Here is a 12,249-nt window from a genome sequence, read left to right as displayed (position 1 = left end):
TGCCCGGTTCCTCCCGCCCCGGCGAGGCCTAGCGTCCGAGCGTTGGGGGCGAGACCGCCCCCGCAGAGAGGTGAGCACCATGCCCGAGTTCATGGACGTCCACACGGGGATGAAGGGGATCAGCGAGGAGGGCCTGGCCGCCGCGCACCAGGCCGACCTCGACATCGAGGGCGAGGAGGGCGTGCACTTCAAGCACGCGTGGGCCGACCCCGAGAGCGGCAACGTCTACTGCCTGTCGGAGGCCCCGTCGGCCGACGCGGTCCGCAAGATCCACGAGCGCACCGGCCACCCGGCCGCCGAGATCCACCCGGTGCCGGTCCAGGCCTGACCCGGGTTCAGGACGGCGACGGCACGGCATACCGGGTCAGCCCGACCCGGTGTGCCAGCTCGGACAGCGTCTGCCCCAGGGCGGCGTCGACGCGGATGGTGGCCTCACCATCCCCACGGCTCGTGCCGCGGGTCACGATTGCGACCGGTATGCCGTGCGCGGCCGCACGCCGGACGAACCGGTAGCCGCTCATCACCTGCAGCGACGAGCCGAGCACGACCAGCCCGTCGCATGCCTCGACCTCCGCAAAGCACTGGGCGACAAGAGGTTTGGGCACCGACTCCCCGAAGAACACCACGTCGGGCTTGAGCTGGTCGGAGCCGCAGACCAGGCACCGCGGCGGGTGGAAGCGCGCCACGGCGTCCTCGGGCAGCACGACGTCGCCGTCGGGGCGGATCTCCCCCACCGCCACCTCGAAGTCGGGGTTCGCCTCGCGCAGCCGCGCGTCGAGCTCGACACGCCGAGACCGGTCCCCGCACTGCAGGCACAGCACCCGCTCGAGGTTGCCGTGCAGCTCCAGCACGTCGCGGGCACCGGCGGACTGGTGCAGCCCGTCGACGTTCTGCGTGATGAGGGTGCGCACGTGCCCCGCGTGCTGCAGGGCGGCCACGACCTCATGCCCGCGATTCGGCCCGGCCGCGGCGAACCGGCGCCAGCCGACGTAGCTGCGGGCCCAGTAGCGCCGACGGTTCTCGGCCGAGGCGACGAACTCCCCGTAGGTCATCGGCGTCACCCGACGCTTGCCGTCCGGACCCCGGTAGTCCGGGATGCCGGACTCGGTCGACAGGCCGGCGCCGGTGAGCACGACGACGTTGCCGCCGCCGACGAGGTCGGCCAGGCGGTCCAGCTCGTCGATGCTGTCGGTCGCCAGGCTCACGCCTGCCAGTATCACCCGGGCCGGTCCCCGGTACGCCGCCCGGCCGGCGCCCTCGGCCGGCTCCCCGTCCGGCCCCGCTACCAGCGGCCGAGCAACACGCGCCGGGCGGACCCACGCAGCGCCCGGCGGACCACGTCCGGGTCGGCGACCCTGGGGTGCGGCGGGTCGAGCGGGGCGTCGATGCGGACGGCGGTGGGGACGTACTGCCGGACCACGTGGTCGGCGACCAGGTAGCCATGGCGCTCCAGGATCCGCTGTTCGTCGCGGGTGAACGCGTCGAGGTCGGTGCGCACGGCGTCGATGAGCTCGACCACCGGCGCCGGGTAGCCCTCGGGCACGACGGTGTCCAGGCCCCAGGTCGACCCCTGCATGACGTCGCGCGCGAAGCTCGCGTGCAGCCACCGCAGCCGCACCGAGGTGCCGCCGCCGGTGGCGACCCCGAGGATCCGCAGCAGCCGCCCCCAGACGGTGTGCTCGGCGCGGGCCCGGAACACCGCGCCGCCGTCGCTGACCAGGACCGTGGCGTGGTTGCGCCAGACTGGCTCGAGGCCGAGGTTGTCGTAGACCCCACCGTCGGTGAGGCGGATCTGCTCGAGGATCGCGGCGCGCTGCTCGGGCGTCTCGTGGTCGGGGTGGCCGCCGGTGAGCCCGAGGTCCGCGCCGGGCAGCGTCAGCGGCGCGAAGAACGGTGGGAGGGCGCACGATGCGGCGACGGCGTCGGCCAGGCGCACCGACGGCGGCGGCGCGGCATAGCCGAGCCGGTAGTCCCCCATCCGCCCGTTGGGGCGCTGGGCGGTCGGGTCGGCGAACGTCCAGTCGACGCCGTAGGCGACCTCGGTGGCGCCCAGGACGATGGCCGGGCCGCCGGTCTCGTTGTCGCGCAACGGCTTTGACCACCACGGCACGGCCTCGACGTAGGCGTCGGCCAGCGCCCGGACGGCACTGTCGGGCAGGTGCCAGCGCGACGGCCACAGCTTGGACAGCAACGCCGGCGTGCGGACGTTGCGCGCCGTCAACCGTCGCAGCGGCTCGGCCACGCACTCCTCGAAGCCCTGCACCACGAGGTCTGCGTCGGAGACGGAGGCACCGTGCTCGGCTGGCCAGACCAGCCGCGGGTCGGCCAGCAGGTTGGCCGTGATCGACCCACCTGACACCGCGCTGATGGTGCGCACCTGCCCGAGCACGCCGAGCTCGTTGAGCCGGCGGGCCGCGCCGAGATGGAACAACGCCGCGCGGAACCCGCCGCCGGACAGGCACAGCCCCACTCCGACCCGACGGCCGTTGGTCGCCGGTGTGGCAGAGGCGGGTTGGCTGATCTGGTCCTGCTCTGTCATCCCCACCTTCGGCATTCGACCACAGGCGACGGACACCCGCCCGGGATGAGGTCGCGGGGGTGACCAGCCGCGAGCGGAGCCTCAGGTGGTGACGGTCAGCCCGGCGAGGGCGTCGGCGACGAGGCAGACGTCCTCGGTCGTGTTCCACACGTGGAAGGCGATCCGCACCCGCCCGGCCCGGGAAGCCACCACCGCACCGGCCTGCTCGAGGCGGTGGGCCATCGCCCCGCTCGGGTCGCGCAGCGACACCACGGGCCGCGCGCAGGTCTCCAGACCCAGCCGCTCGCGCAGCGCGTTGGCGAGCGCCACGTCGTGGTCGCGGATGACCGAGGTCGGCACCCGGCCGAGAACCTCCAGTGCCGGCACCGCCCCGGCCCAGGCGAGCCACGCCGGCGAGACGTCGAACCTCCGCGCGTCACCGGCCAGGTGCATCTCCGGGCCGTAGCAGGAGGACCAGATCTCCTCCCCGGCATACCAGCCCGCGTTGACCGGCCGGAGCCGGTCGCGCACCTGCGGTGCGACGGTGAGGTATGCCGTGCCGCGCGGCTGGCACATCCACTTGTAGGCCGAGCAGACGGTGATGTCGAAATCCGTTGCGGTGACAGGCATCCAGCCCGCCGCCTGGGTCAGGTCGCAGAACGTCAGGGCGCCGTGGGCGCGGGCGGCCTCGATGACGGCGTCCCCGTCGCACAGGCTGCCGCAGGCGCTCTGGGCCAGCGAGAACGCGACGAGCGTCGTCCGCGGCGAGATCGCCCCGGCCAGCTCACCCAGCGGGACCTGGCGCACGGTGATGCCCCGGCCCTCCTGGGCGGCCACCAGGAAGGGGAAGACCATGGAGGAGAAGTCGCCCTCGACGCAGAGCACCTCGGCACCGTCGGGCAGCGAGGCCGCGACCATGCCGGCGAACACCGAGGTCTGCGAGCCCACCGCCACCCAGTCGTGCGGCGCGCCGACGAAGGAGGCGTAGAGGGTGCGCGCCTGCTGGACCAGCGCGTCATACCCCGCGGCGCTGGCCCGGCCGGACTGCCACTCGGCCAGCGCCTGCTGGAGCGCGTCGACCACGGGGACCGGCGGCAGGCCGAGCGTGGCCGCGTTGAGGAAGCCGGGGGCCGGCGCGAACGCCGCCTTGACCGTGTCGATGCTGGGGGCCGGCGTCGGCGGGGCGAGGGTCATGGCTTCACTGTCGCGAATCCTCAAAGATCACACAAGGACATGGATTCTTGATCTGTGATAACCCGGAGTTATATCGTGGCGGCATGATCGACGCCGCCGGCCTCCGCGTCATGCGAGCCATCGCCGACGAGGGCAGCTTCACGGGAGCCGCCCTGTCCCTCGGCTACTCCCAGCCCGCCATCTCCCAGATGGTGCGCCGCCTCGAGCAGCGCACCGGCACCGTGCTGGTCGAGCGGGTCGGGCGCAACGTCCGGCTCACCGAAGCCGGTCAGGTGCTGGCGCGGCACGCAGTCAACGTGCTCGCCGCGCTCGACGCCGCCGAGGAGGAGGTCGCCGCGATCGCCGGGCTGCGCGCCGGGCGGGTGCGGCTCATGGCGTTCCCGTCCTCGTCGGCCACCCTGGTGCCCCGGGCGCTGGCGCTGGTCAAGGAGCGCTACCCCGAGGTCAAGGTCAGCTTCACCGAGGCCGAGCCGCCGGAGTCCCTGGCCGCGCTGCGTGCCGGCGAGTGCGACCTGGCGGTCGCGTTCGCCTACGAGGGCACCGACCTCGGCCGCGGCGAGGAGGACCTCGACATGTTCGTCACGCGCAAGCTGCTCGACGACGAGGTGCGCCTGGCGCTGCCCAAGGACCACCCGATGGCCAAGGAGAAGGTCGCCGACCTGTCGAAGCTGTCCGAGGAGTCATGGATTGCCGGCTGCCCTCGCTGCCGGGGCCACCTGCTGTCGCTGTGCAACCGGGCCGGGTTCGTGCCGAACGTGTCCTTCGAGACCGAGGACTACGTCGCCGTGCTGGGTCTGGTCGCCGAGGGCCTGGGCGTCGCGCTGATCCCCGACCTCATCCTGCGCACCGCCCACCACCGTGACGTCGTGACCCTGCCGATTCACCCGGCCTCGCGTCGCGCGGTGCACGTGGTGACCACGGCCGACCTCCAGCGCGTGCCGGCGGTCAAGGCCACGCTCGAGGCGCTCTGCGAGAGCGCCCACTCCCCCACGCGGGTCCTCGCCGACGTCTGACCCCGTGTGACCCGCCGGGCCCGGCCGGCGTCTGACCCGACGGGCCGGGCCGTCCGGGATCCTCCGTTCGGCCACCATCGCCGCTCCGATCGTGGCAAGACTCCACCCGTTCGCGGGACGGCCCGGCGTCGCCCACTGCGGCAGAGTCTCACCGGGCGACAGCCGGTCGAGCACCAGCGGCGCCGGGCCGGCGGGGGTGTTCGCAGGCTCGGGCCTCCTGGGCGAGCGCAGGGCGCCGCCTCCGTCAGGGGCGCAGGCACGCGACACGGGCCGTGATGCACCCCTGCGGTCCGACGCCGCGGCTGACAGGGGTTCACGCGCATGAGCACAGGATCGGAGGGGCCCTCCCATGCACACACTGGCGACCCTGCCCACGGCCGGAGCCGGCCTTGGCATCGGCTCCATGATCATGGCGCAGAGCACCTTCCTCGCTGGGCCACTCGCCCTGGTCGCCGCCGGCGCGATCCTGGTGCGCTCCCGCTTCCGACGCGGCCGCTCGATCAGCGACTGAGCGCCGCGCCGAGCGCCACCATGAGCGCTCGCTGGGGCATGGTCCTCGGCGCGCTGCTGCTGGTCGTGCTCACCGCTTGGGGGGCACGGCACGTCTATGCCGTCGTCCACCCCGACCTGGACCCGGGACACCGCTTCACGGTCGTCTACGCCGTCGCGTTCGTGATCCTGTGCTGGCAGACGGTCCTGGCCCTGTCGGAGCGCCCGTACGTCACGAGCGCGGAGCAGGCGCAGGCGCTCGACCAGCTCCGGGTGGTCGCCAACGTCCCCATCTACAACGAGGACCCGGCAGCGCTGAAGGAGACCATCGCGTCACTGCTGGACCAGACCCGCCTGCCCCAGGTGATCCACGCCGTCAACGACGGTTCGACGCAGGTGGACTACGCCAAGGTCAGGGCCTGGGCCGAGACCGCCGCCGCCGAGCGCGGCGTGGAGCTCACCTGGTACGACAAGCCCAACGGGGGCAAGCGCTCGGCCCAGGTCGTCACGTTCTCCAGCACGCCGGAGGCCGACATCTACCTGACGGTCGACTCCGACGCCGTCCTCGACGAGCGTGCCCTGGAGGAGGGTCTGAAGCCGTTTGCGGACCCCGAGGTCACCTCGGTCGCCGGCGTCGTGCAGGCGCTGAACAACCGGGCCAACCTGCTGGCTCGCCTCACCGACCTCTGGTTCGTCATGGGACAGATGACGGACCGCTCCAGCCTCTCGACCATGGGATCGGTGCTGGTCAACTCCGGTCCGCTGGCGCTCTACCGGGCCCAGGTGGTGCGGGACCATCTGCACACCTACGCCTCCGAGGAGTTCCTGGGCCGTCGGGTGGAGTTCTCCGACGACTCGATGCTGACGCTCTTCTGCCTGTGCGCCGGCAAGACCGTGCAGCAGCCGACCGCGTTCGCCTTCACCCTCATGCCCGAGACGCTCGACCACCACCTGCGCCAGTACCTCCGCTGGATGCGCGGGGCGTTCATCCGCTCCTTCTGGCGCTTCCGCTACCTGCCGACCAACCGGTACGCCTACTGGGCCCACCTGGCCGGCTGGGTCCAGACCCTCGTCAGCCTCTGGGTGTTCATCGCCCTGTTCGTCGTGGGCGCCGCCCGCGACCCCGGCAGCGTCCCTCCCCTCCTCCTGATCCCGGTCCTGGTCGGCTACGGGCAGGCGCTGCGCTACTTCTCCGCCCGCCGTTCGGACGAGCCGACGTGGTCCCGCGTGCTGACCGTCGTGTTGTCGCCACTGGCCTCCCTCTGGGCCTTCTTCGGGCTTCGTCTGGTCCGGCTGTACGCGATCGCCACGTGCCGTCGCACCGGCTGGGGGACCCGGGAGTCGGTGGAGGTCGCCCTGGCGCGACCGGTCGGGGCGTCGTGAGAGGCGTCCGGAGGGCGCTGGTGACGCATCTGGTCGTCCTGGTGCTCCTGGCCGCGGCCCTGCTGGCGATGGCGCGGGCACAGCGGCCCAGTGCCCTGGCCAGCGCGCAGGGGACGACCTACGCGTGCGCCGGCTACGTCGCCCTGACCTTCGACGACGGACCGTCCTCCAACACGCCTGCTGTGCTCGACGCCCTCCGGCGCAACGGTCTGAAGGCCACGTTCTTCCTCGTCGGGCGCAACGTCCAGGAACATCCCGACCTCGCCCGGCTCGTCGTCGAGGCAGGCATGCACGTGGGCAACCACACCATGGACCACGCGCACCTGCCCGCACTGACGCAGGCGGCGATGCGCGAGGAGCTGACGCAGACCTCTGCCCTGATCGAGACGACGACCGGCCAGCGACCCGTCTGGTTCCGCCCACCCTTCGGGGAGACCACGCCCGCCGTGGAGGCCACCGCCCGAGGTCTGGGCATGACCCAGGTCATCTGGAGCCGTGACACCAAGGACTGGGCAGGCCGCTCGGTGGACGACATCGTGCAGGTGGTGGCGCAGGTGCACCCGGGGGACGTCGTGCTGATGCATGACGCCCAGCGCGCTGCCGTGCCTGCGCTGGCCCGCATCGCCGAGGTCCTGCGGTCGCGGCACCTGTGCAGCGGTCAGCTCGACTACAGCAGCAAGGCCGAGCCCGCGTGGGACGGGCTGACCTACCACGCCCTCGCCGGCCCCTGGCGCTGAGCTCACGGACCACGGGTCGAGACCAGGACCCGCCCGTCGGGCCTCCGGCCCAGAGCCACGTCGCCGAGCAGGTCGGTGCGCAGCGCCCGGATCCCGTTGTCGCGCAACAGCTTCAACGTCTTGTCGGTCGGGTGACCGTAGTCGTTGCCGGCACCGACGCTGATCAGCCCGATCGGCGCCCCGGTCGCCGCAACCAGCTGGGGGTCCTGCAACGACGACCCGTGGTGAGCCACCTTGAGCACGTCGAACGGTCGGGCCTCTCCCCCGCGCCGCAGCGCCAGGAGCACCTGGTGGGCCGCCGGGGTCTCCACGTCGCCGAGCATCAGCACCCGCAGGCCGGCGTCCTGCACCACCATGACGATGCTGGCGTTGTTGGGGACCGATCCCTCGCGGATGACCCGGTCGGGCCACAGCACGTGGGCGCGCAGCGAGCCGAAGCGCAGGTCGTCCCCGGCGTACAGCGGCTGGACCGGGACGCCTGCGGCCGCGGCCTGCCGGTCGACCTGGGCGGCGCCCTCGGGCGGGTCGCGCACGGGTGAGGTGAGCACCTGACGCACGGTGCGTCCGTGCAGGACGCCCGGCAGCCCGTCGACGTGGTCGGCGTGGAAGTGGGTCAGCACCACCGCGTCGACGACGGTGACGTGCAGCCGGGACAGGCAGGCATCCATCGGCGCCGGGTCGGGCCCGGTGTCGACCACGACGGCATGCCCGGGGGCCGTGGCCAGGACCAGACCGTCCCCCTGCCCGACGTCACACGCCACCACCTGCCAGGCCACCGGCGGCCACGACCAGCGCGTCGTCGGGGCGGCGGCCGCGGTCACCAGCAGCGCGAGGCCGAGGAGCAGCACCGGGCGCCGGCGCACCGTCACCGCGAGCCATGGCGCCATGAGGAGCACCAGCAGGCTGACGACCGCCAGGAGGACCGCTCCCGGAGCCCCGTGCGGCCATGGCAGCTGGCCCATCGGCACCTGCGCGGCCACCCGTGCCACCCCGGCGATGCCGAGGGTGGGCAGACCCGCCAGCCAGGCGAGGCCGACCGCGGCCGGGTGCGACACCAGTGCCACGACGGCGCAGGCCACGCCCAGCACCGTGGCCGGCCCGACCAGGGGCGCGGCAGCGAGGTTGGCCGCCACCCCGACCACGCTCACCGAGCCCTGCAGCAGCACCACGACCGGGCCGCACATCAGCTGGGCCGCGACCGGGATGGCCAGGGCGGTGCCGAGCCCCTGCAGCCGGGGCGGGAGGACGGCCGCGATGCGCCGACCCCACGGCGCCGCGAAGAGCAGCAGCCCCAGGGTCGCCAGGGTCGACAGCGCGAAGCCGAACGACCGGGACAGCCACGGGTCGAGGCAGAGCAGCACCACGACGGCGGCGGCGAGCGCGGGCAGGCCGGCCTTGCGCCGCGAGGTGCTCAGGCCGAGCAGGCCGACCCCGCCCATCACGGCGGCACGGAGCACGCTGGGCTCGGGTCTGGCGAGGACGACGAACGCGGCCAGGCAGAGCGCGGCCACCCACGGCCGCCACCGGCGACGAACGCCGGCGACCCGGCACAGGCCCATCGCGGCGGCCAGCACCACCGCCACGTTGCTGCCGCTCACCGCGGACAGGTGGGTCATGCCGGTCGCCTGCATGGCCTCGGTCAGGTCGGCCGGCGTGCGGCTGGTGTCGCCGATGACCAGCCCGGGCAGCAGCCCTCGGGCATCGGCCGGCAGGCGGGAGACCGCCTGCCGCAGGCCCGAGCGCACCCGTTCGGCGCTATCGGCCACCACGCCCGGCCCGGCCAGGCTCCGCGGCGGGCCGTTGGGGTTGAACACCCCCACCACGTCATCGCCGGGCTCGGCCGCGTCGAACCGTCCGCTGACCCGCACGCGTTCGTGCCACCGCACCCGTGACCAGGACCCGTCCCCGAACACCAGCACCGGGGTCGCCGCCGCGCTGTGCTCGCCACGGCCCACCACGTCGTCGACCTGGAGCCGGACGACGACCAGGGTCGTGTGCGTCACGCCGGTGCGGGTGACCACGCGGGGGTCGGCGGTGACGGTGCCCTCCACCGTGCCGCTGGCGCGCTCCGCCGCGAGCCTGGGCACCAGCCCCGCATCGCGCACGCCGAGGTGGGCGGCGGTGGCCGTCAGGCACAGGGCCGTCGCCAGCAGCGTCAGCGCCGGCGCCGCGGAGCGGCCGGCGAGACGGGTGGGTGGCCGCAGCGTCAGCCAGGCGCCGACCGCCCCCACGGTCGCGCCGAGGCACCAGATCAGCCCGAGCGGGGCCGCGAGCGCCGCCGCGACGGCGGCCCACGCCACCATCGCGGGCAGCAGCAGCCGTATGTCGAGCCGTCGAGGCTGCTCCTGCGCGGGCGACGCGTCCGCGGTCCTCGCCGACTCCCCCGGGCCCACCACCCCGGTCGGACCCGCGGACGCCGCTGCCTCGGCCGGACCTCGTCTCACACCCGGACCTTGGGACGCAGCTGGGACATCAGCTTGTCGCCGATCCCGCTCACCTCGCCGAGCTCGTCGACGGAGCTGAAGCGGCCGTGCTCGGTGCGCCAGTCCAGGATCCGCTGCGCCAGCACCGGACCCACCCCGGGCAGCGAGTCCAGCGTCGTGGCGTCCGCCGAGTTGAGGTCCACGACGCCTCCAGCCGCGCCGGACGCCCCCGCCGCGCCGGTCGCGCCCGGGCCGGGCGCCGAGCTCACCACCTGACCGGGTTTGGGCACGAGGACCTGCTCGCCGTCGACGAGGACGCGGGCGAGGTTGACCTGGGCCAGGTCGGCTCCGGGGAGGGCACCCCCGGCCCGGGTGACCGCGTCGAGCACCCGGGAGCCGGCGGCCAGCCGCACCACCCCGGGCTTGCGGACCTGACCGACCACGTCGACGACGACCAGGCCCGAGGGCGACGACGCGCCTGCAGTCGATGACCCCGAGGCGAACGCCGAGGGCACCGAGCGCGCGACCAGGCCAGAGGGGCCAGGACCGGCGGCGACCGGGCGCGGCTCGGCAGCCTGTCGCGCCCACGCCACCCGCACCCCGAAGAGCACGGTGGCGCCGACCAGCGTCACGAGCAGCCCCAGCACGGCCAGCCGCCGCGGTCGAGCCACTGCGCCACGCAGCGGGTCCGGCACGGTGAGGAGTCGAGGTGGGGCCGGGCGTCGGTGCCGGCCGACGCCGTCTGGGCCCTGCTCGGGCGCCCCCGGCGGCTGGTGCAGTCGTGTCAGGCCCCCAGGCAGATACGGCACCTCGCCCTGGGCCCTCACCTGAAGCGGGTCCGGCCCTTCGATCGGTTGCGGTGGCGACGGGTGTGCCTGCTGGGCCGGCCGGACCGACCGCGCCGGAATCGGCACCGCGGCCCGCTTCGGCAGGTCTGCCCCGTCAGGCACCCACCCCGCAACCGCCGGCTCCGGCACCGTGCGGCGCGGGGCGAGGACCGCCTCGAGGCGGCCCGGTGGCGGGGCGGGGAGGTGACGACGCGGCATACGGGCACGCTAGGAAGCGTCCCCACGGGCGGACAGACGCGACGGCGGCCCTGTGGATCGTGGGACGAACGCGCGCCCCCTTGTGGACAACGCGGGATGGGGCCGCGTCAGCGCAACCGCGTCGCCAGCCACACCCGGATGTTGCGGTGGTGGCGGCCGATGACGATCAGCGCGACGGTCGCCCCCCAGATCCGCCCGGCCAGCACCGGCGCGGGCATTGGGGCGAACACCGAGAGCAGCAGCAGCGCCAGCGCGGCGCTGATCGAGGCGCCGGCGATCCAGCGCGAGCGGGCCACCACGACCCCGAAGACGCCGAGCATGACCAGCGAGAACCACGGCAGCACCGCCGTCACGGCCCCCAGCGACGTCGCCACGCCCTTGCCGCCGCGACCGTGCAGGTAGGGCGAGAGGATGTGCCCGAGGATGCACGCCAGCCCGACGGCATAGGCGGTGAACCGGTCGAACCACCACAGCGCCAGCAGCGTGGGCAGCAGCCCCTTGAGCACGTCCAGCACGCCGACGAGCACGCCCCAGCGCACCCCGAGCAGCCGGCCGGTGTTGGTGGCGCCAGGGTTGCCCGACCCCAGCCGCAGGTCGCCGTGGCGCAGCCGGGCCACGATCGAGGCCGGGTTGACGCCGCCGACGAAGAAGCCGGCCACGGCAGCCAGGACGAGCACCAGCCACGACCCCGGCACGGGTCAGTCCACCCGGCCGGGGCGCGGTGCGACGACGACCGCGAGCGTGCCGGGGCCGACGTGCGCGCCGACCACCGGGCCGAGCTCCACCAGCATCGGCTCGGGCGCGCCGGGCAGCCGCTGGTGCAGCCGTTCGGCCAGCTGGGAGGCGCGGTCCGGCGCGTCGATGTGGTGCACCGCCAGCTCCACGCAGGCATCGCCACCGGCCGCCTCGGCTGCGCCGACCGCGAGGTCCTCCATCCGGGCCACGGCCCGCGCCGAGGTGCGCACCTTCTCGGCGAGCTCGATGTGCCCGTCCTCCAGCGTCAGCAGCGGCTTGATGGCGAGGGCGGACCCCAGCAGCGCCGAGGCCTTGCCGATCCGCCCGCCGCGGTGCAGGTGCTCCTGGGTGTCGACGCAGAACCACACCTTCGTCGCCCGCGCGCGCGAGCGCGCGATGCTCGCCACCGCCTTGGCGCCCTCCCCCCGCTCGGCGGCCTCGGCCGCCGCGAGCACGGCATACCCCATGGCCAGGCCCATCGAACGGGAGTCGACCACCTCGACCGGCACCGGCGCGTGCCGGGCTGCGAGCATCGCCGAGTCGAAGGTGCCGGACATGTCGGCGCTGATGTGCACCGACACGATCTCGTCCGCACCCGCCTCGGCCGCCGCCTCGTAGGCCTCAAGGAAGGCGGTGGGCGTGGGCCGCGAGGTCGACACCCGGCGGTGCGCGCGCAGCGCCGCCGCCACCTGCCCGGGGTCGACGTCGACG

At 74.1% G+C, this 12,249-nt stretch carries 12 protein-coding genes; 5 read left to right on the top strand and 7 right to left on the bottom strand.

Annotation, left to right across the window (positions count from 1 at the left end; translation table 11 throughout):
* The first annotated feature begins 79 nt into the window (after nt 1–79).
* Nucleotides 80–328, top strand: a complete 249-nt coding sequence (locus VF825_RS19460) for an SCO4226 family nickel-binding protein (protein ID WP_331116519.1) — start codon at nt 80–82, stop codon at nt 326–328.
* Between the two features lie 7 nt (nt 329–335).
* Here VF825_RS19460 and VF825_RS19455 read toward each other — a convergent pair whose 3' ends face one another.
* The 3 genes from VF825_RS19455 to VF825_RS19445 all read right to left on the bottom strand — a co-directional run bounded on the left by VF825_RS19455 (nt 336) and on the right by VF825_RS19445 (nt 3,712).
* Nucleotides 336–1,205, bottom strand: coding sequence for an NAD-dependent protein deacetylase (locus tag VF825_RS19455; RefSeq protein ID WP_331116517.1), 870 nt, complete (start codon nt 1,203–1,205; stop codon nt 336–338).
* Between the two features lie 77 nt (nt 1,206–1,282).
* Complete coding sequence (locus tag VF825_RS19450) at nt 1,283–2,539, bottom strand: patatin-like phospholipase family protein (RefSeq protein WP_331116515.1); 1,257 nt, start codon at nt 2,537–2,539, stop codon at nt 1,283–1,285.
* 81 nt (nt 2,540–2,620) lie between these two features.
* Complete coding sequence (locus VF825_RS19445; RefSeq protein ID WP_331116513.1) at nt 2,621–3,712, bottom strand: aminotransferase class V-fold PLP-dependent enzyme; 1,092 nt, start codon at nt 3,710–3,712, stop codon at nt 2,621–2,623.
* Nucleotides 3,713–3,795: 83 nt separating this feature from the next.
* On the opposite strand from VF825_RS19445, the gene VF825_RS19440 reads away from it, so the two are divergent.
* The 4 genes from VF825_RS19440 (at nt 3,796) to VF825_RS19425 (ending at nt 7,334) form a co-directional block, all read left to right on the top strand.
* Nucleotides 3,796–4,725: a LysR family transcriptional regulator gene (locus VF825_RS19440; protein ID WP_331116511.1), complete on the top strand. Its 930-nt coding sequence runs from the start codon at nt 3,796–3,798 to the stop codon at nt 4,723–4,725.
* A gap of 349 nt (nt 4,726–5,074) precedes the next feature.
* A complete protein-coding gene (locus VF825_RS19435) occupies nt 5,075–5,236 on the top strand; it encodes a hypothetical protein (RefSeq protein WP_331116509.1) in 162 nt (53 codons plus the stop codon).
* A 20-nt stretch (nt 5,237–5,256) separates the two neighbouring features.
* Nucleotides 5,257–6,597 (top strand): glycosyltransferase, encoded by a 1,341-nt coding sequence (locus tag VF825_RS19430; RefSeq protein WP_331116507.1) that lies wholly within the window; start codon nt 5,257–5,259, stop codon nt 6,595–6,597.
* Between the two features lie 20 nt (nt 6,598–6,617).
* Nucleotides 6,618–7,334 (top strand): polysaccharide deacetylase family protein, encoded by a 717-nt coding sequence (locus VF825_RS19425; RefSeq protein WP_331116505.1) that lies wholly within the window; start codon nt 6,618–6,620, stop codon nt 7,332–7,334.
* A gap of 2 nt (nt 7,335–7,336) precedes the next feature.
* Here VF825_RS19425 and VF825_RS19420 read toward each other — a convergent pair whose 3' ends face one another.
* The 4 genes from VF825_RS19420 to VF825_RS19405 form a co-directional block, all read right to left on the bottom strand.
* Nucleotides 7,337–9,778 (bottom strand): ComEC/Rec2 family competence protein, encoded by a 2,442-nt coding sequence (locus VF825_RS19420; RefSeq protein WP_331116503.1) that lies wholly within the window; start codon nt 9,776–9,778, stop codon nt 7,337–7,339.
* A complete protein-coding gene (locus VF825_RS19415) occupies nt 9,775–10,428 on the bottom strand; it encodes a helix-hairpin-helix domain-containing protein (protein ID WP_331116501.1) in 654 nt (217 codons plus the stop codon). The genes VF825_RS19420 and VF825_RS19415 overlap by 4 nt, the downstream gene beginning before the upstream one ends.
* A gap of 482 nt (nt 10,429–10,910) precedes the next feature.
* Nucleotides 10,911–11,498, bottom strand: a complete 588-nt coding sequence (locus VF825_RS19410) for a glycerol-3-phosphate acyltransferase (protein ID WP_331116499.1) — start codon at nt 11,496–11,498, stop codon at nt 10,911–10,913.
* A 3-nt stretch (nt 11,499–11,501) separates the two neighbouring features.
* Nucleotides 11,502–12,249 (bottom strand): DegV family protein (locus VF825_RS19405; protein WP_331116497.1); only part of this gene is annotated, 748 nt, incomplete at its 5' end.

The sequence above is a fragment of the Oryzihumus sp. genome (genome assembly GCF_036391795.1).
Lineage (GTDB): Bacteria > Actinomycetota > Actinomycetes > Actinomycetales > Dermatophilaceae > Oryzihumus.
The sequence above is the reverse complement of the archived record's forward strand: the minus strand, read 5'-3'. Positions and strand labels throughout refer to the sequence as shown.

Coding starts and splice junctions, on each gene's coding strand:
- VF825_RS19460 (WP_331116519.1), top strand. CDS start 80: ATGCCCGAGTTCATGGACGTCCACACGGGGATGAAGGGGATCAGCGAG.
- VF825_RS19450 (WP_331116515.1), bottom strand. CDS start 2,539: ATGACAGAGCAGGACCAGATCAGCCAACCCGCCTCTGCCACACCGGCG.
- VF825_RS19445 (WP_331116513.1), bottom strand. CDS start 3,712: ATGACCCTCGCCCCGCCGACGCCGGCCCCCAGCATCGACACGGTCAAG.
- VF825_RS19440 (WP_331116511.1), top strand. CDS start 3,796: ATGATCGACGCCGCCGGCCTCCGCGTCATGCGAGCCATCGCCGACGAG.
- VF825_RS19435 (WP_331116509.1), top strand. CDS start 5,075: ATGCACACACTGGCGACCCTGCCCACGGCCGGAGCCGGCCTTGGCATC.
- VF825_RS19430 (WP_331116507.1), top strand. CDS start 5,257: ATGAGCGCTCGCTGGGGCATGGTCCTCGGCGCGCTGCTGCTGGTCGTG.